This is a genomic window from Halomonas sp. BC2, from assembly GCF_002078115.1.
GTDB lineage: Bacteria > Pseudomonadota > Gammaproteobacteria > Pseudomonadales > Halomonadaceae > Vreelandella > Vreelandella stevensii.
The window spans coordinates 404,964-424,086 of record NZ_LFGT01000009.1 but is presented as its reverse complement, the minus strand read 5'-3'; the positions used below and the strand labels follow the sequence as shown (position 1 = coordinate 424,086).

The following is a 19,123-nucleotide window of genomic DNA, read 5'->3' as shown; positions in this document are numbered from 1 at the left end:
AGGCTGTAGTATAGTTGGCCTATGGAGACCAAACAAGACTTACGCACCGGTAGACACTGTGTTTTTATGATTCATGCTCACTTGGTCTTTGTGACCAAATACCGGGGCAGAATCTTCAACACTGAGCACCTCGACTCCCTTGAAACGCTATTTCGACGGGTCTGCGCGGATTTTGAAAGCGAGCTAGTTGAGTTCAATGGTGAGACAGATCACGTTCACCTGTTGGTTAACTACCCGCCAAAAGTGGCGTTATCCAAACTGGTGAACAGCTTGAAAGGCGTATCAAGCAGGAGATTGAAGCGGCTGCACCCCGAACTGGTGAAGCCTGCGTACCTGAAAAATGCGCTATGGAGTCCAAGCTACTTTGCGGGAAGTGTCGGAGGCGCCCCCCCCTGAGCATGGTCAAGCAGTATATTGAGCAACAATCGAGGCCGGACCAGGGGCGCTCTCGCGCCCCTCGCTATCCATCCTCGCACTAGAAGTACGAGGTTTTTCGCGATGTTCGATAATTCTGACACCATATTGACTCATTACGCCTGCTCTGGAGTCGGTCATGCCCATTCTTCTCTTTATTTCCCTGTTCACGCTACTGGACTTTGTGCTTCTTTTTACCGTGGGAAGCCGGATCGGGCTTCTGGCGACGCTGGCACTGGTGCTAGGCACGGGGTTTATCGGGCTGCACTTGATTCGCAAGGAAGGAGTTTCCACCTTGGCGCGTGCTCGCCAGCGTATGCAGATGGGAGAAATCCCGTCCCAGGAAGTGCTTACAGGTGCGACCCTGATTTTTGGTGGCGCCCTGTTGTTGGCGCCCGGCTTTCTCTCGGATGCACTGGGCATTGCGTGCCTGCTTCCCAGCGCGCGGCAGCTGCTGTTGAAGCTGATGGCCTGGCTAGGCGTAAAGGCCTCGCTGGTCACCCGTCAAGGCCCAGCCCCAGAGCGTGAGCCACCCCATCAGCACGAGCCTGGCTCGACCTCCTCGGAGAGTCCGCTGGAAGGAGACTTCATCAGCAAGGATGAGTCTTCTCGCAGGCATTGAGCAGCAACGGATCAGGCGCACAGATAATCCGCAATTTTTTTTATAGCGCCCCCTTGAAAGGCAGTGACCAGCCCCCACTTTTGAGTCAGCACACAACTTCGGTAATGCCTGATGGCTTACCATTGACATGAAGGCAACAGGCCTTCGCTTTCCGCGGGTGCTGCCCACGGAAATTCCTTCAAGCTAATGGCCCCAAGGGGCTTTGACACTACTCAGGAGAACGTGAGCATGAATATCCGTCCTTTGCACGATCGCGTTGTGATCCGTCGCGTGGAAGAAGAGCAGAAAACCGCTGGCGGCATCGTGCTTCCGGGCAATGCACAGGAAAAGCCCACGCGTGGCGAAATCCTGGCAGTTGGTAATGGTCGCATTCTTGAAAGCGGCGACGTTCGCCCGCTGGATGTCAAAGTGGGTGACACGGTGATTTTCAAGGACGGCTACGGCGTCGAGAAGCAGAAGATCGACGGCGAAGAAGTTCTGATCATGAGTGAAGCCGATATCCTGGCGGTCGTTGAAGGCTAAGACGCCTCGGCTACCCATTTACGTTCATCGTTCAATTTCAATTTAGGAAGTAACGAACATGGCTGCTAAGCAAGTTAAGTTCTCTGATGACGCTCGTAAACGCATGGCGCGTGGTGTAGATATCCTGGCAAACGCCGTCAAGGTCACGCTGGGCCCAAAAGGCCGCAACGTGGTACTGGACAAGTCCTTCGGCGCCCCGACCGTCACCAAAGACGGTGTTTCCGTCGCCAAAGAGATCGAACTGAAAGACAAGTTCGAGAACATGGGTGCTCAGATGGTCAAGGAAGTGGCTTCCAAGACGTCTGATGCCGCAGGTGACGGTACCACTACCGCTACCGTGCTGGCTCAAGCCATCGTTGCAGAAGGCTTGAAAGGCGTGACGGCTGGCATGAACCCGATGGACCTGAAGCGCGGCATCGACCAAGCGGTCACCGCTGCCGTCAAGGAAATTCAGGCCATGTCCGTGCCCTGCACCGACACCAAATCCATCGCTCAGGTAGGCACCATCTCTGCCAACGGCGACAAGCGCATTGGCGAGATCATTGCCGAAGCGATGGATAAAGTAGGTAAAGAAGGCGTCATTACCGTTGACGAAGGTCGCGGCTTCGAAGACGAGCTGGAAGTCGTCGAAGGTATGCAGTTCGACCGTGGCTATCTCTCTCCCTACTTCGTCACCAATCAGGACACCATGGCGGTCGAGCTGGAAGACCCCTACATCCTGCTGGTCGACAAGAAAATCTCCAACATCCGCGAGCTGCTGCCGGTGCTGGAAGGTGTTGCCAAGCAAGGCAAGCCGCTGGCCATCATCGCCGAAGACATCGAAGGCGAAGCGCTTGCCACGCTGGTAGTCAACAACATGCGCGGCATCGTCAAGGTAGCGGCTGCCAAGGCACCCGGCTTTGGTGATCGTCGCAAGGCCATGCTGCAGGATATCGCTATCCTGACCAACGGCACGGTCATCTCCGAGGAAGTCGGTCTGACCCTCGAGCAGGCAAACCTGGATCACCTGGGTACTGCCAAGCGCATCACCATGACCAAAGAGAACACCACCATCATCGACGGTGCTGGTGCAGAAGGTGATATCGAAGCACGCGTCAATCAGATCCGCGCGCAAATCGAAGACACCTCCTCCGACTACGACAAAGAGAAGCTGCAAGAGCGCGTTGCCAAGCTGGCAGGCGGCGTTGCCGTTATCCGCGTAGGCGCAGCTACCGAAGTCGAAATGAAAGAGAAGAAAGCACGTGTCGAAGACGCGCTGCACTCTACTCGCGCAGCCGTCGAAGAAGGCGTGGTACCTGGTGGCGGCACGGCGCTGGTACGCGTCATGGCCAAGGTACAAGGCCTGACCGGTGACAACGAAGACCAGAACCACGGCATCAACATGGCCCTGCGTGCCATGCAGGCGCCGCTGCGTCAGATCGTCACCAACGCCGGTGAAGAGTCTGCGGTGGTCATCAACCGTGTGAAAGATGGCGAAGGCAACTTCGGCTACAACGCACAGACCGGCGAATACGGCGACCTGTTCGAAATGGGTGTACTCGACCCTGCGAAAGTGACCCGTACTGCGCTGCAGTCTGCCGGTTCCGTTGCGGGCCTGATGATCACCACCGAGTGCATGATCGCCGACGACCCGGAAGAGAAAGAAGCTGCCCCGGACATGGGTGGCATGGGCGGAATGGGTGGCATGGGCGGCATGATGTGAGCCCCACCACCTCGCTCTGACGTAAAACGTCCTTCAGAACCCCGCTTCGGCGGGGTTCTTTGCGTGTTACCATCCCCTTTCTTCTTGGCAGCTTTCAGGTTCGACGTCCCGTGCTTTCCAATATTCGTATCGTGCTGGTACACACCTTTCATCCCGGCAATATTGGCGCCACCGCCCGCGCCATGAAAACCATGGGCCTGACCCAGCTGGTGCTGGTCAACCCACGTGCTTTTCCTGACGAAGAGGCCACTCGACTGGCGGCGGGCGCTACCGATGTGCTGGACAACGCGCGCTGCGTCAGCACCCTGGAAGACGCCCTGCAGGACTGCGTTCAAGTGGTCGGGGCCAGTGCCCGATTACGCAGCATGCCGCTCCCCCACTTCGACGAACCGGATGACATGGCACGTCAGGTCATCGTCAATGCCCATCAAGCCCCTGTGGCGCTGGTGTTTGGCCGCGAGCGCTCCGGATTGACCAATGACGAGATCCGCTGCTGCACCCACCAAGTCAGCATACCGGCCAATCCGGATTACGGCATTTTGAATCTCTCGCAAGCCGTGCAGATTCTTGCCTATGAAGTGCATCGCGCCTGGCGACGGCGCGACGACAGTGATTTCGTCTATCAACGGCCCCTGGAAGCGGCGCCGCCCAGTCGTGAACAGTTTGGCTACTTTCAGGAACACCTGGGTCGGCTCATGCACGAGAGCGGTTTTTTGACCCAACCCCACGCACGCACCGAAGAGCAGTTGCAGGCACTGTTCTCACGTGCCCAGCCAAGCCGCAAGGAATTATCGCTACTCCGCGGGCTACTGAGCGCCTTCGAGGCACACCTGCCCAAACAGTAAGCAACGCACGCCAACCGCCAGACAAAAAAAGGCCGCCATTTGGCGGCCTTTTTCGGATGATGCGCAGATCAAAGCGACATGGCCGCCAGCCAACCAAACGCAATCAGCGGAAGGTTATAGTGCAGGAAGGTCGGCACGACGCTATCCCACATATGGTCATGCTGGCCGTCCACGTTCAGGCCGGCAGTGGGCCCCAAAGTGGAGTCCGATGCCGGTGAGCCCGCATCGCCCAATGCCGCCGCGGTGCCCACCAAGGCCACGGTGGCCATGGGCGAAAACCCGAACTGAATCGCCAATGGGACGAAAATGGCGGCAATGATCGGAATAGTAGAAAACGATGAACCAATGCCCAGCGTGATGAACAGCCCCACCAGCAGCATGACCAGCGCAGCCAGGCCGCGATTGTCACCAAACAGCTCGAAGGCGCCCGCCACCAGAGCCTCGATATCCCCCGTGGCTTTCATCACTTCGGCAAAGCCTGCCGCTGAAATCATGATGAAACCGATGAGTGCCATCATGCGCATGCCGCTGGTGAACAGATCATCGGCCTCACGCCATTTGAAAATCCCCCCCAATGACAGCAGGCCAATGCCCACCAGGCCGCCCACGATCATGGAACCGGTATACAGCTGCAGGCCCAGCGCAGCCACGATGGCGACCCCCGACATGACCAACCCCAGCATATGAGGCTCGGCGGGCGTATGCGCCTGCTCACCCGCAGGTGCGGCCAGCGGCTTGGCGGCGTAGTGGCGCTGACCGCGATAGCTGAACAGCAGGGCGACGACCAGCCCGATGGCCATTCCGCCCACGGGGATCGCCATGGCCATGGGCACCATGCCCCGAGTGATGTCGAGCCCCGCCGCCGCCCCTGCGCTATTCAGGTTGGCCAGCAGTATGTCGTTCAGGAAGATGGCCCCAAAGCCCACTGGCAGAAGCATATAGGGTGCCGTCAGACCAAAAGTGAGCGCACAGGCAACCGCGCGGCGGTCCAGCTGCAAGCGGTTCATGACCACCAGCAGCGGCGGAATCAGGACGGGAATGAACGCAATATGCACCGGGATGGCGTTTTGAGAAGAAATCGCCACCAGCAACACGGCGCCCAGCAGCAGCATTTTCACCCGCGCCTGATGCGCTGCCGTGGCCTCCTTACCCAACAGCTTGATCAACCGCGTGGCCAGCAAATCCGGCAGGCCGGAGCGAGAAATAGCGACCGCAAAGGCCCCCAGCGTGGCGTAGGCCAACGCCACCTGGGCACCGCCTCCCACACCATCATTGAAAGCGCTGAGCGTGTCATCCAGCGACAGTCCACCCGCCAGCCCTCCTACCAGGGCCCCTACCACCAGGGCAAACACCACCGACACACGAAGAAGTGACAGCGTCACCATCACGAGCACTGCAAGAATGACTGCATTCATGGAGATATCCAGAGCTAATGGAACGTCTTTAATACGAAGTCTTCACCAGGTTCTTAAAACCAAGTTCTTGAAACCAGGCACTTAAAACCAGGTTTTTAAACCATGCCTTTAAAACCAGGCGGCGGATTTTAGCAGATAGCGCGCCCTTCATCAGGCTTATCTGATCCCCGAGTACGCTGGCACAGCGGCTAAGACTTTAGTCACAGCGCTCTTGCTGCTATGCAACAATCCTCCTAGTATCGGGACCTTCATTGATGACCGGCACTGCTAATTTAACAATGTCTTAGGAGCCTGCATGGACATTTTCGCCATTCTCATTTCCCTGATACTGCTGATGTTACTGGCTTACAGAGGCATCTCAGTGCTGCTGTTGGCACCGCTCATGGCGTCGCTGGCAGTCCTGCTTTCCGGTGATGGCGGCCTGCTGCTGCCCATTTACACCGACACCTTCATGCGGGCGCTGGGTAACTACGTCACTCAGTTCTTTCCGCTGTTCCTGCTGGGCGCCCTGTTCGGCCAACTGATGGCCGACTCCGGTGCCGCGCAGTCCATTTCCAACGGTATCGTCAAGCGGCTGGGCACGCATCATGTGGTGCTGACCGTGGTCATGGCCTGTGCCGTATTGACCTACGGTGGCGTGTCACTGTTCGTGGTGGCCTTTGCCATCTACCCCATCAGCCGTGAGCTCTTCCGTCAGGCCAATGTACCCAAGCGGCTCATACCTGCGTCCATCGCGCTGGGCTCCTTTACCTTTACCATGACGGCTCTGCCGGGCACCCCAGCCATTCAGAATGCCATTCCCATTCCTTACTTTGGCACCAACAGCTTTGCGGCTCCCGGATTGGGCATCATTGCCGGACTCATCATGCTGGGCCTGGGCACCTACTATCTGCAGTCCAGGGTTCGCAAGGCAGCCGCCAACGGCGAAGGCTACGGCACGCACACCGAGCGTGAAGTCGACCCCCAGCAGGGCGACACGCCCGCCCCCACGCTCCCCTTGGCAGTAGCCTTGATTCCTCTGATCATGGTCATCGGCCTGAACGCGCTGTTTACCTATGGCGTTTTCCCCGCCATGGATCTGAGCTATATCAGCGACGCCTTCGAGAACATCACCCCCAGCCGCCAGACTGGCCTGTGGGCGATCCTGATCTCGCTGCTGAGCGCCTCGGCATGGCTGATCATTACCCGCTGGAACCATTGGAAAGATTTGAAAGACACCATCAACCAGGGCTGCTTTGGCTCGCTGCTGCCGATTTTCAATACCGCCTCCGAAGTGGGCTATGGGGCAGTGATTGCCAGCCTGGCAGGCTTCATGATCATCCGTGATGCCGTGCTCAACGTTTCCGGCAACCCGCTGATTTCCGAAGCGTTGGCCATGAGCGTGCTGGCAGGCATTACCGGCTCCTCATCGGGCGGCCTGTCGATTGCCTTGCAAACCCTGGGTGATGAATACCTGGCCATGGCGCAGCAGGCAGGCATCAATCCTGAACTGATGCACCGTGTCGCCACCCTGGCCGCGGGTGGCATGGACACGCTTCCCCACTCGGGGGCGGTGATCACGCTGCTGGCCATTTGCGGGCTGACGCACCGCCAGTCCTATGCCAATGTGGCCATGGTGACCATCGTGCTACCCGTGGCGGCCCTGATCACCGTCATTACGCTGGGGACGCTGTTTGGGAGCTTCTAAAGCCGCGTAAGCCATGCGATAGTTGGTTAACGTGTTAACCACCGAACAACAACGAGACCCGTCATGGCCCTTACACGACACTCCTCCCTGCTGCTGATCCTGCTGGCCAGCCTCATCATCTCTACGGCGATGGGGCTGCGCCACGGTTTCGGGTTGTTCCTCGAACCCATGAGCAGTGAGCTTGGCTGGGGGCGCGGGGTCTTTGCCCTGGCACTGGCCATTCAGAATTTGATGTGGGGCCTGGCACAGCCTTTCACCGGCGCGCTGGCAGACCGCTTCGGCGCGGCCAGAATCATCGTGGCCGGGGGCGTGCTCTACGTGCTGGGGCTGTGCTTCATGAGCCTTTCCACCAGCGCGCTGGGCATGACCCTGAGCGCTGGCCTGCTGATCGGGATCGGCCTCTCTGGCACGACCTTCTCGGTGATCCTGGGCGCTGTTGGGCGGGCGGTGCCTGCCGAAAAGCGCAGCATGGCCATGGGAATCGTCAGTGCGGCGGGCTCGTTTGGCCAGTTCGCCATGCTGCCGGGCACGCTGGGGCTGATCGAGTGGCTGGGCTGGTCGGCGGCCCTGCTGGCCATGGGCATGATTGCCGCCGTGATGATTCCGCTGGGCGCCATGCTCAAGGATCGCCCACGCCCCCATGCGCTGGGCGACCTGAGCCTGCGCGACGCGCTCAACGAAGCCGCCGGGCAAAAAGGCTTCTGGCTGCTCTGCCTGGGCTTTTTCGTGTGCGGGTTTCAGGTGGTGTTCATTGCCGTGCACTTGCCGGGCTACCTGTTCGATAACGGGCTTGCCGTGCAAGTGGGTACCACCGTTCTCGCCCTGGTGGGGCTGTTCAACATCGTGGGCACTTATACGGCAGGCTGGTTGGGGGGAATCTGGTCCAAGCCGCGCTTGCTCAGCTGGCTGTACCTGATCCGAGGCGTGGTCATTACCGTGTTTCTGGTCGCGCCTCTGAGCGCTTATAGTGCTTATGCGTTTGGTGTCGCCATGGGCTTGCTGTGGCTCTCGACCGTGCCACTGACCAACGGCATCGTGGCATCGGTGTTTGGCGTCAAACACCTCTCCATGCTGGGCGGCATCGTGTTTCTGTTCCACCAGTTGGGGTCGTTCATGGGCGTCTGGCTTGGCGGCTACCTTTATGACATGACCGGTCACTACGATACCGTCTGGCAAATCGCCATCGTGCTCTCCGTGGTGGCCGCCGCCCTGCACTGGTTCATCAGCGAAAAACCGCTGGCGCGCACCACTCCTACTCAGGTGACACCATGACACCACAGACTCTTTCGCTAGCGCTGCTGGGGGCGCTGGCCATCGCCGGGGGGAACTGCCCTTGCCTGGTGGGGGTGGCAGTCGCTGGATGCGGGCCTGCTGTTGATGGGGAGTCGGCTATGCTGATCGAGGCCCCACGAACCCCGATCATCTCATGGCCTTCGGCATGGGCAAATTGGCCCATTAGTGGCATAAAGAGTGCATTGTTGGCCAAATGATGTTGATTATTCAAGGATGCACCTTGCATGGTAGAACAAGCGCTCGTCCAGACACTCTTGCTGCTGGGTGTCACGGTTTTCGTGGTACTGCTCTTTCAGCGCTTCAGAATTCCGCCCAGCCTGGCTTATCTGTTGGTGGGGGTCATTCTTGGCTCTCATACGGCAGGGCCTGCCATTGATACCACCTATATCCAGGCGATTGCCGAATTCGGGATCGTGTTTCTGCTGTTCACGATTGGCCTCAGCTTTCCGTTGCCTCAAATCTATGCCCTGCGGCACACCATCCTCGGCCTAGGCACGGCGCAAGTCGTCGTGACGACGGCAGCGTTCACGCTGCTGGGGTGGGCCATCGGCCTGCCCCCGGTGGCGGCCTTCATCGTTGGTGCCGTGTTCACCCAGTCCTCGACCACTATCATCAGCAAACAGCTGATGGAGCAAGGGGAAAGCCAGACCCGCCACGGCCGCCTGGGCACCACCATGTCGGTCTTTCAGGACATAACGGCGGTTCCCTTCGTGATCTTGATACCCGTGCTGGGCACCGCAGCGGCTTCGGAAATTGCCGGAGCACTGGGCATTGCCATGGCCAAGGCAGTGGCCGCGTCTGTCATCGTGCTGGTGTCTGGCCGCTATCTACTGAAACCGCTGTTTCACCTGGTAGCCAGCCGCCGCTCGGCGGAACTGTTTACCCTGACCGTGCTGTTCGTGTCGCTGATTGCCGCCTGGACAACGGATTCACTGGGACTTTCCATGGCGTTTGGCGCCTTCCTGGCCGGTATGGTATTGGGCGAAACAGAGTTTCGCCATCAGGTGGAAACGACCATACGCCCATTTCGTGACGTTTTGCTTGGCTTGTTTTTCATCGGCATCGGCATGCTCGTGGAGCCTGCGCTGCTGCCCTCCATTTGGCATCAGGCTCTGCTGGGCGCCGTGGCCCTGCTCGCCATCAAGACGTTGATCGTGGCAGCGCTGGTGCGGTACTCGGGTATCGATGCTCAAACGGCGCTGCGCACTGGCCTGACCCTGGCGGTGGGGGGTGAATTTGGCTTTGCTCTGCTGGCCATTGGCCTGGACCACAACACCATCGCGGCAGCGCCAGCACAAATCGCGCTGACATCAGTGCTGTTCTCGATGATCGCCGCGCCTTTCCTGATTCGCTACAACCAACCGCTGGCCGCCTGGCTATTTAGAAAGCGTCCTGGCTCTGCAGAGGAAACCGCCCTGGACGCCCCTCCTGCGGTTGACTATGCACAGCATGTGATCATCTGTGGCTATGGACGCACAGGCCAGGTGATCAGCCGGTTCCTGGAGAGCGAGTCGATCGATTTCGTGGCACTGGACATGGACCCGACCATCGTCAAAGAGGCTCGCCTGGCAGGACATCCGGTCTTCTACGGCGATGCATCGGACCCCACCGTGCTGGAGAGTATCGGCCTGAGCCGCTCGAACCTGTTGATCATCAGTCATGATGACCGCACTGCCACCTTGCAGACACTTCGCTACGTGCACGACACCGTCCCCACCTTGCCCATCGTGGTACGCACCCATGACGACAGTGGCACGGAGGAGTTACGCGCCGCTGGCGCTACCGAAGTCATCCCTGAAACATTGGAAAGCGGCATAATCATGTCGATGCATTCGCTGCTGACCCTGAATGTCCCCATGTGGCGTGTGACTCAGCGCCTTCAGGAGCAGCGCATCAATCGCTACCCCATGCTCAAGGAGCTGTTCAGAGGGAGCCTGGAGCGGTGGAACGAAGAGCATGACGACAGAATCGAGCGCTTGCACTCACTGGTGCTGGATGCCGATAGCCGTTATGTCGGCCAGCCGCTCGGCAATTGCCCACTGCAAGCGCCAAGGGTGGTGGTCACGGCCCTGGTGAGAGGTCAGGAGCGCATCCGTTATCCTGAACCAGCCACCACGCTACAGCCGGGCGATGTGCTGGTGTTGCTGGGTACTCCCGAAGCACTCGAAGAAGCAGACGCCGCGCTGAATCCGGCCTCCTACTGAGGCGCGCGTCACGCGATACGGCGATGCCGCCAGTGGCGCATCAACACCCCGTGCCGAGGAGAAAACAGTAGCGCCAGGAAGAAGCAGCTGGTGGCGACCAGGACGATGGTGCCTCCCGAAGCCACATCGAAGGCATAAGAGAGCCATAGCCCCAGCACCGCCGAGCCCACACCGACACCGGTGGAAATCAACAGCATCGTTGTGAAACGCTCGGTCAGCAGGTGGGCGGTGGCGCCAGGGGTGATCAGCATCGCAACGACCAGAATGATGCCTACGGTTTCCAGGCTTGCCACGATGGTCAGGGTCAGCAGCAGAATCAGGCCGTAATGAATGACGCTGGTATTGAACCCCAGCGCCTGGGCCTGCGTGGGGTCGAAGGCATAGAGCATCAGCGGCCTGAAGGCGAGCCATATCACCAGCAGCGCCACGACGCTGGCGGCCAGCGTGAGCATCAGCGCCGACTGCTGTACGCCCAGCACGTTACCGAACAGGATATGCATCAGGTGCGTGCTGGAAGCCATCTTGCTGATCAACACGATACCCAGCGCAAAAGCGCCGGTAAACATGATGCCCATGGCCGCATCCGACTTGATACGGGTATGGCGCTCGATGGCACCGATGCCCAACGACGTCAGCGCCCCCGTCACGAAAGCGCCAATGAAAAACGGCAGCCCCAACAGGTAGGCAATCGCCACGCCAGGCAAGACCGCGTGGGAAATCGCATCCCCCAGCAGCGACCAGCGCTTGAGCACCACGTAGCAGGAGAGCAGACCGCAAATGGCGCCCACCAGCATCGAGGTCAGCAGCGCACGCTGCATGAAGGCGTACTGAAACGCATCGGAAATGGCGTCGGGTAACAGATTGATGGGCACCATCAGCGCCGCCAGCAGGCCAGCGATCAGCGCGCTGGCCATGCTATCCAGTGTATCTAACATGTTGAAATTGACCGTTATTGAGGCATCAAAGCAGGAGCACTGGTCTGTTGCAAGGTAAAGGAATCTGGCGCTGGCTGGGCGCTCACCGCCAGTTCGGCCAGCCTGCGGTCGCTGAGCATTTCATCCGGGGGCCCCGCCCCGCGGATGAAGCGGTTGATCAGCACCACATGGTCCACATAGCGGCGCGCTCCCGGCATGTCATGGGTCACCATGACAATGGTCCTGCCCGCTTCTCGCTCCCGCTTGAGCACATCCAGAATCAGCTGCTCGCTGGGCGGGTCGACGCCCGCCAGCGGTTCGTCCAACAACAGGATACTGGCCTGCTGGGCCAGCGCCCTGGCCAACAACACACGTTTTTTCTGGCCGCCCGACAGCGCCCCAATGGGACGCTCGGCCATGTCCAGCATATTCACGTCCTGCAGCGCCTTGCTCACGACGTCACGGTGGCTCGGAGCCTGCCAACGCCCAGGCAGCAGACGCCGCCATAGAGGGTCATGGCGCATGTGGCCGTAGCGCGCCGTCATCACCGTGTCCCACACCGAGATAGGAAAGTCCCACTCGATCGCTTCACGTTGCGCCATATAGGCGATACCGCCAGCTTTGCGGCGCCGCTGAATGGGCTCTCCGAACGCCATCACCTGGCCACGCAGCGGCTTCATGCTACCGGTCAGCACATGAAACAGCGTCGACTTGCCAGCCCCGTTCGGCCCGACGATAGCCGTCCAACGCCCCGCCGGCAAGCTCAGCTGAATGTTTTCGAGCACCGGCTGGCGCTGATAGGCGGCATAGACCCCCGATACCTCAATGGCCGCCGGAGGTAGTGACGAAGCACTGTTCATGTTGGCCTACTCGACGCCCAGATAACGGCGCAGCAGTTCGGCATTGTGGCGCTGCATGGCAAAGTAGTCACCCGCCACACCGTCCGGCTCGCTGAGCGAGTCCACGTAAAGTGGCCCTGCCACCGGCAGTCCCGTATCTCGGGCAATACTGGTCACATGACGGTCAGAAATGGTGCTTTCCCAGAACAGTGCGGCGGGCTGACGCTCATTGATCAAATCGATAATGCGCATCAGCTGGCGTGGAGAGCCTTCGGTTTCGGCATTGGTGCCCCAGATACCGTCGTGCTTGAAGTGAAAGGCATCGGCAAAGTAAAGAAACGCTGCCTCGCTAGTCAGCAGCAGGCGCCGATCGTCGGGAATCACCTCCAGGGTCTCCTGCAGCTCGACATACAGTGCGTGCAGCTCGTCTTCCAGCGCGCTGGCACGCTGGTGAATCTCTTCGGCCTGCTGCGGCAAGCGCTCTTCCAGGGCGTTGGCGATGGCCTGCACGTAGGCGCTGGCGGCCCGCGGGTCCATCCACAGATGCGGGTCAATGTCCCCTTCCATTTCACCAATCGCAATCGATTGAGTGGGATAGCCGGATGCCTCGGCCACCGCTAGCACGGGCACGCCCTGCGATACCGTGGCTTCCACCTGGCGCATCCACTGCTCCAGCTGGTAACCGTTGTAGAAGACCATATCGGCATTCTCGAGGGCCGCAAAATTATCCGGTGTCAGCTCCCATTCATGCACTTCCGCATTGATCGGGGTCAGCACGGTCACTTCGGCATCGTCACCCGCCACCCGTTGAACCAGATCGCCCAGCACCGAAAAAGTGACGGCCACGTTGATAGGCGGTTGCAACAGCTCGTTGGCATACGCTGAAGACGTGCTCGCACCAAAGGCCAAAGAAGCCCCCATCAACATCCATCCGTAAGATTTCGCCATCGTCAACTGCTCCCGTGTAAGCTCACTTGTGATATCACTGTAGCTCAAAGAAAAAGCCAAGTGCAAATAGTTTAGCCTTGGCTAACAATTATCCGCCAAAATGCGCTACCATCACCAATCAACGATGCCACTAACCTTGATAAATATTGCCAATGAGTGATCACGACCCGCGGCGCGCTCCTGCCTCATGTGAGAAAAGCGGTGACGCCCTACCGCCAGTGGAGCAGCACGCTCAGCAGTATGAAACCGTGCGCAACGCTCATGAAACCGAGCTCATCGAAGATTACGTGGAGCTGATCGGTGATCTGTTGCGTCACCGCGGTGAGGCCCGAGCCGCAGACATCGCCAACCGCATGGCCGTCAGCCAGGCCACCGTGTCGAAGATGATTCGGCGACTCAACGAGCTGGGGCTCGTCACCAGCCAGCCTTACCGCTCGCTGTTTCTGACCGAGGAAGGCCAGAAAATGGCCGAAACCTCCCGCGCTCGGCACGACATCGTGCTGCATTTTCTGCGCGCTCTGGGCGTCGAAGACAGCACCGCGCGCATCGATGCCGAAGGCATGGAGCACCACGTGAGTGATACGACCCTGGCCATTATGAAGCGCTTCACCGAGCAGCAGCCGCAGTGACGGCTGGCGCAGCTATCTTGTCCTGACGCCTGATAACCCGCATCATTCAAGAAATCGTGGTTTCAGGATACTGTCATGCCGCCCGCTTCGAAAGAACGCTCCTTTCTTGCCCGTGTTCGCCATGCACTGCCCTCCCTGCATCCGGCAGAGCGGCGGCTGGGTGAATTCGTCTGCGACTTTCCCGGCGAGTTGGCCAGCTACAATGCCCAGGAGCTGGCACGCTTTGCAAAAGTTTCCAAGGCGACGGTATCGCGTTTCGTCAGGCGCTTGGGTTATGACAATTACGAAGCCGCACGCAGGCATGCCCGCGAAGAGCAGACGACGGGGTCGCGCCTGTTTCTCCCCGCTCAGCGTCTCGGCCAATCCGAATCCTGGCTTGCCCAGGGGCTGACCTTCAGCAAGGACAACCTGGACAGAACCTTTGCCGCCATCACCCAGGCCGATATCGACGCCGTCGCCCATGCATGGCTGGCGGCACGTAAAATCTGGGTCGTTGGCTATCGCGCCAGCCGCCCGCTAGCCGACTACCTACGCTGGCAGCTGCTGCAAGTGACCGGAGATATCGCCGCCATTCCCGGCCCTGGCGAAACCCTGGGCGAGCACCTTGCCGACATTGGCCCGGAAGACAGCGTCATCGTGCTGGGGTTGCGGCGCCGAGTTGCGACGACCGAACAGCTGCTGAGCAGCGCCAGGGAGTGCGGGGCCTCGCTGGTGTATATCACCGATGAAGGCACGGAGCCCCACCCTCAAGCTACCTGGCATTTTCGCTGCCATACGCACGCTTCCGGGCCGCTGTTCAATCACACTGCGGTCATGACCCTCTGTCATCTGCTGATCATGCGCACCATCGAGCTGGCCGGAGACGCGTCACGACAGCGTTTGAGCCGCATCGAAACCCTCAACGACCGCTTTGAAGAGCTTTAATCGAGCCATTTCGACGAGCGCCTGCTTTTACTGAAGCACTCTTCTAGTTCATCACCCCATCAACATGCACTTTCAAGGTGCATTTTTGTCTCTCACGCCCCATGTCGTGTTACCCCATTTTTCGGGCAACGCGTGGTTTCTGCCTGTTTTATATATGAAATTTAAATTTCATAGCTCTTGTGGCATGAAATATGGATCTACTTAACAAACGCTGCGCAGGATGCGCGGTGAGCAACACGCCCAGCCTGGCGTACCACATCGCACCCACTACAGATAACAGGAAGCCTCCATGTTCAAGCGCACTCTTCTCATGACCGCCCTTTCCGCCGCTGTGATCGGCAGCGCCGCCCACGCCGATACGCTGTCTCTCAAAGTGCTCGGCCAACCTGCCGGTTCGGGGCTGATTGCCCAGAACAAGGAGCGCCCCTTCTTCGAAAATTTCGCCGAGCACAGCGGCCTGGAAGCCACGGTTCAGTACATTCCGGTAGATGTGGCAGGCATTCCCGATACGGACGGGCTACGCATCCTCAACTCCGGTCTTTTCGACATCGTCTCGCTGCGCGGCCCCCAGGTCAGCCGTGACGAGCCCTCGGTGCTCGGGATGGACCTGATCGGCCTGAACACCAGTTTCGAGACTGGCCGGGACAATGTCATGGCCTTTTATGATTATGTGGATTCACGCCTGCAGTCCCGCTTCAACGCCAAGTTATTGGGCGTATGGCCTGCCGGTCCCCAGGTCATCTTCTGCAACAAGGAGATTTCCGGCCTGGAGGACTTGAGAGGCCTGCGCGTGCGGGTGGGTGACCAGAGCGCAGCCAACTTCATTGGCCAATTGGGCGCCACCGGCATTTCGATGCCCTTCGGCGACGTGCAACAAGCGCTCTCTCGGGGCGTCGTGGATTGCGGCATCACCGGCCCTGCCTCGGCCAACGCCGGCGGCTGGCCAGAGGCAACGACCACCGTGCTGCCCATCGCTCTGCAGCTGGCCATCAATGGCTACGCCATCAACCTGGACACCTGGAACCGCCTGGATGAGACCCAGCAGTCTCAGCTGGAAACGGCCATTGCCGAGCTCAGCGACGACATCTGGAGCTACTCCGAAGCGCTTTACGAAGATGCCATGCGCTGTAACGCCGGTGAGTCGCCCTGCGGGTTCGGCAACCAGTATGCGCTGACCGAAGTCGACGTTTCCGACGCCGATCTGGCTGCCGTCACCGCCGCAGTAGAGGAAGTGTCCCTGCCACTGTGGGTCACCCAGTGCAATAACGTGGCCGCCGACTGCGAAGCCACCTGGCGCGAAACGGTAGGCGCTCAGCTTGGCCTGTAACGTTACCAGGAGACCCGTATGACTTTTTGTGCTCGCCTGATGGGGATCCTGTTCGGCACGTTCATGCTACTGCTGGCCGTGCTGATCACGATAGAGACCCTGATTCGCAAATTCTTTTCGCTGTCGTTTGGCGGCGTCGATGAGTTGGGAGGCTACGCCATTGCGGTGGCGGCGCCTCTGGCCTTCGGCGTCGCCATGATCGAGCAGTCGCATATTCGCATCAATCTGCTGCACATGCGCCTGCCCACCACCGTCAAAGCGATCCTCAATGCCCTGGCAGCCCTCTCGTTGGGGCTGCTGGCGGCCTTCCTGCTGTACTTTACCGTGCAGACCGTACTCGACACGCACAACTACCGCTCCATCGCCCAGACCCCTTGGGCCACGCCGCTGATCTACCCTCAGTCGGTCTGGCTGGTGGCCATGGGCATCTTTGCGGCGAGCGCGGCCCTGCTGGCCCTGCAAGCCCTGGGCCTGCTGATACGGCGAGACTGGCCCGCACTGAACCAGCGCTTCGGCCCTGCTTCAGCCAGTGAAGAACTCGAAGCTGAACTGGCCGATCTCGAGCAGCGTGAAAAAAGGAGCACAGCCATGAGCATTCCGGTCATTGCAGGGGCGTTCTTGGTCATGCTGGCCCTGATGCTGCTCAGCCTGCCAGTGGCGGTGTCGATTTTGCTGGTGGGCGTGGCGGGCGGCTATCTGATGTACGGCGCCCCGCTGGTGAACATGATGGGCGGCGTCGTCTGGAGCAGCCTGAACAGCCCGTCGATGCTCGCCATTCCACTCTTCATGCTGCTGGGGGAGCTGCTGTTACGCGGCGGCATCGCGGACCGCATGTATGCCGCGCTGGCGGTGTGGTTCAATCGCCTGCCGGGTGGTTTGCTGCATACCAATATCGCTACCTGCACGCTGTTCTCCGCCACCTCCGGCTCCTCGGTGGCCACCGCGGCCACCGTAGGCACCATCGCCCTGCCGGCGCTCCAGCAGTATCGCTACCCCATTCGTCCTTCGCTGGGCTCGCTGGCAGCGGGCGGCACGCTGGGGATTCTCATTCCCCCCAGCATCAACCTGCTGGTGTATGGCCAACTGGCCAATACCTCCGTCAGCCAGCTCTTTGCTGCCGGGTTGATACCGGGCATTGCCCTGGCGCTGCTGTTCTCACTCTACCTGTGGCTCGCCCACGGCAAGGCGGGCAAGGCATCGCTGGTCGAGGTCAATGTCTCGCTTCAGGACAAGCTGTCGCTGTCGAAGCACCTGATTCCTCCCGTGGTCATCTTTGGCGTGGTCATGGGCAGCATCTACGGCGGCCTGGCCACCCCCACCGAATCCGCCGCCATTGGCGTGGTCATCGCCCTTGGCTTCATCGCCGTTGGTGGCAAGCTGACGCTGGACCTGTTGATTCACTGCTCGCTGCAGGCGGCCAAAACATCGGGCATGGTGATCATCGTCTTGATGTGCGCCCTGCTGCTCAACGTCACCATCTCGATGCTGGGGGTTACCCAGGCACTTACCCAGTGGGTCGCCTCCTTCGGCCTGACGGCAGTGACGCTGCTGCTGGTGCTGTTCGTGTTTTACGTGATTCTGGGCACCTTCATGGACGCCATGTCGATGCTGGTGCTGACCGTACCCATTACCGTGCCCATGGTCATGGCGGTGGGCATCATGGTGTTGTTCACCTTTGCCATCATGATTTGGCCAGACATCGTCATGTGGCTACCCGACCTTCTGGCGGGGCGTTGAGGCAATGACGAACAAGACTGGACCCAGCCATACAGCCCCCATCGGCAGCATGTGCCAAGCGTCGCGAACCGATACCCCGCGCATTCTGGTCATCAACCCCAATACCAATCCCCAGGTCACCCGGGAAATACGCCGCCTGGTACGGCAGTGCTCGCCTGAAGGGGTTCAAATGGAGGTCACCAATCCACTGGCGGGGCCTATCGCCATCGAAAATGCAGCGCACAAGGCCACCGCCACTCGGGAGGTCATGGCGCTGATCCAACAGCGCCAGTCCGCCGACGACGTTGGCTACATCATGGCCTGCTTCGATGATCTGGCGGTTCAAGAACTGCGCGATGCAACACAGCGCCCAGTGGTGAGCCTAGCCGAGGCAGGCATGCGTGCCGCTGGCCAGCATGACCGCCCCTTCACCGTCATCACCACGTTCGAGGGCGCCGTGGAAACCATCCGCGCGCTGAGCCGTGGCTATGGCCTGGACGTGCGCTGCCGGATCGTGGCCACTGGCATGGGGGTGTCGGAAACTGCGGCCCGCACGCCGCAGGCCGAACAGCGCTTGCATGACGCCATCGTGAGTTCGCTCGAACAGGGTACCAATGCCATCGTGCTGGGCTCCGGCGCCTTCGTGGGACGAGCGGCTCTGCTGAGTGAGCGGTATGGCATCGATATTACGGACGGGCTAAGCGACGCCATCCGCTACGTGCACACTCCTTTACTAACGTTGAGCTCCGAGGCTCCAGCAGGTTAATCACCCCTGCGGCTCTGCCTGCTCGGCAGCATTCCCCAGCACCCGAGCAGGCAGGCCCACCCGGCCCACGCCAGGCAGCTTCAAGGCCGGCCTGAGAATATCGACGCCCAGGCTCGTGCCCAGCACGTTGAGCTCCACGCCCTCTTCCAGCGCCAGCATCAACCCCAACACCCCGCCCAGCGAAAACTGATACCCGGTGCCGCTGGGCACAGGGGCTACTACGCTATCGAACAGGAAATCCTTGCCCACGGCGGTGACCGGCAACGCCACCGCCAGGCCCTCCACTTCGCGGGTAAGCCATGCGATGAAACTGTTGCTGTTGGGGCCGGGCCACACCCGGTTTGACGTCCTCCCCG

17 protein-coding genes and 1 pseudogene are annotated in these 19,123 nt (G+C 60.0%); 13 read left to right on the top strand and 5 right to left on the bottom strand.

The window, feature by feature from the left end; translation table 11 throughout:
• The first annotated feature begins 21 nt into the window (after window positions 1–21).
• From tnpA to B7L71_RS08345, 5 genes and pseudogenes are all read left to right on the top strand, one after another.
• Window positions 22–479: pseudogene (tnpA, locus tag B7L71_RS08365) on the top strand (IS200/IS605 family transposase).
• A gap of 74 nt (window positions 480–553) precedes the next feature.
• Window positions 554–1,036, top strand: a complete 483-nt coding sequence (locus B7L71_RS08360; protein WP_081137260.1) for an FxsA family protein — start codon at window positions 554–556, stop codon at window positions 1,034–1,036.
• Window positions 1,037–1,264: 228 nt separating this feature from the next.
• A complete protein-coding gene (locus B7L71_RS08355) occupies window positions 1,265–1,558 on the top strand; it encodes a co-chaperone GroES (protein ID WP_016913703.1) in 294 nt (97 codons plus the stop codon).
• A 58-nt stretch (window positions 1,559–1,616) separates the two neighbouring features.
• Window positions 1,617–3,260, top strand: coding sequence for a chaperonin GroEL (groL, locus tag B7L71_RS08350; protein ID WP_081137258.1), 1,644 nt, complete (start codon window positions 1,617–1,619; stop codon window positions 3,258–3,260).
• Window positions 3,261–3,370: 110 nt separating this feature from the next.
• Window positions 3,371–4,105: an RNA methyltransferase gene (locus B7L71_RS08345; RefSeq protein ID WP_016913701.1), complete on the top strand. Its 735-nt coding sequence runs from the start codon at window positions 3,371–3,373 to the stop codon at window positions 4,103–4,105.
• A gap of 68 nt (window positions 4,106–4,173) precedes the next feature.
• Here B7L71_RS08345 and B7L71_RS08340 read toward each other — a convergent pair whose 3' ends face one another.
• Complete coding sequence (locus B7L71_RS08340; RefSeq protein WP_016913700.1) at window positions 4,174–5,520, bottom strand: Na+/H+ antiporter family protein; 1,347 nt, start codon at window positions 5,518–5,520, stop codon at window positions 4,174–4,176.
• A gap of 295 nt (window positions 5,521–5,815) precedes the next feature.
• On the opposite strand from B7L71_RS08340, the gene B7L71_RS08335 reads away from it, so the two are divergent.
• The 3 genes from B7L71_RS08335 (at window position 5,816) to B7L71_RS08325 (ending at window position 10,704) form a co-directional block, all read left to right on the top strand.
• Window positions 5,816–7,207: a GntP family permease gene (locus B7L71_RS08335; protein WP_081137256.1), complete on the top strand. Its 1,392-nt coding sequence runs from the start codon at window positions 5,816–5,818 to the stop codon at window positions 7,205–7,207.
• Between the two features lie 63 nt (window positions 7,208–7,270).
• Window positions 7,271–8,479, top strand: coding sequence for an MFS transporter (locus B7L71_RS08330; RefSeq protein ID WP_081137254.1), 1,209 nt, complete (start codon window positions 7,271–7,273; stop codon window positions 8,477–8,479).
• A 245-nt stretch (window positions 8,480–8,724) separates the two neighbouring features.
• Window positions 8,725–10,704 (top strand): monovalent cation:proton antiporter family protein, encoded by a 1,980-nt coding sequence (locus B7L71_RS08325; protein WP_081137252.1) that lies wholly within the window; start codon window positions 8,725–8,727, stop codon window positions 10,702–10,704.
• 8 nt (window positions 10,705–10,712) lie between these two features.
• Here B7L71_RS08325 and B7L71_RS08320 read toward each other — a convergent pair whose 3' ends face one another.
• The 3 genes from B7L71_RS08320 to B7L71_RS08310 are packed head-to-tail and all read right to left on the bottom strand — an operon-like array spanning window position 10,713 to window position 13,405.
• Window positions 10,713–11,639 (bottom strand): metal ABC transporter permease, encoded by a 927-nt coding sequence (locus B7L71_RS08320; RefSeq protein WP_170919460.1) that lies wholly within the window; start codon window positions 11,637–11,639, stop codon window positions 10,713–10,715.
• A gap of 14 nt (window positions 11,640–11,653) precedes the next feature.
• Complete coding sequence (locus B7L71_RS08315; protein WP_081137248.1) at window positions 11,654–12,478, bottom strand: metal ABC transporter ATP-binding protein; 825 nt, start codon at window positions 12,476–12,478, stop codon at window positions 11,654–11,656.
• Window positions 12,479–12,484: 6 nt separating this feature from the next.
• Window positions 12,485–13,405, bottom strand: a complete 921-nt coding sequence (locus B7L71_RS08310) for a metal ABC transporter substrate-binding protein (protein WP_026001670.1) — start codon at window positions 13,403–13,405, stop codon at window positions 12,485–12,487.
• 152 nt (window positions 13,406–13,557) lie between these two features.
• Between B7L71_RS08310 and mntR the strand changes: the two genes are divergently transcribed.
• The 5 genes from mntR (at window position 13,558) to B7L71_RS08280 (ending at window position 18,767) form a co-directional block, all read left to right on the top strand.
• Complete coding sequence (gene mntR / locus B7L71_RS08305) at window positions 13,558–14,034, top strand: manganese-binding transcriptional regulator MntR (protein WP_081137246.1); 477 nt, start codon at window positions 13,558–13,560, stop codon at window positions 14,032–14,034.
• A 75-nt stretch (window positions 14,035–14,109) separates the two neighbouring features.
• The gene (locus B7L71_RS08300; RefSeq protein WP_081137244.1) at window positions 14,110–14,958 is read left to right on the top strand and encodes a MurR/RpiR family transcriptional regulator; all 849 of its coding nucleotides are present in this window, start codon (window positions 14,110–14,112) and stop codon (window positions 14,956–14,958) included.
• A gap of 289 nt (window positions 14,959–15,247) precedes the next feature.
• Window positions 15,248–16,285: a TRAP transporter substrate-binding protein gene (locus B7L71_RS08295; RefSeq protein WP_081137242.1), complete on the top strand. Its 1,038-nt coding sequence runs from the start codon at window positions 15,248–15,250 to the stop codon at window positions 16,283–16,285.
• 18 nt (window positions 16,286–16,303) lie between these two features.
• On the top strand, window positions 16,304–18,022 hold the full coding sequence (locus tag B7L71_RS08285) for a TRAP transporter large permease subunit (protein ID WP_249273208.1): 1,719 nt from the start codon (window positions 16,304–16,306) through the stop codon (window positions 18,020–18,022).
• Window positions 18,023–18,026: 4 nt separating this feature from the next.
• Window positions 18,027–18,767, top strand: coding sequence for an aspartate/glutamate racemase family protein (locus tag B7L71_RS08280; RefSeq protein ID WP_237718583.1), 741 nt, complete (start codon window positions 18,027–18,029; stop codon window positions 18,765–18,767).
• On the opposite strand, the gene B7L71_RS08275 is transcribed toward B7L71_RS08280, so the two are convergent.
• Window positions 18,768–19,123, bottom strand: a 356-nt coding sequence (locus B7L71_RS08275) for a DUF3750 domain-containing protein (protein WP_139790089.1), incomplete at its 5' end; no start/stop codon positions are given.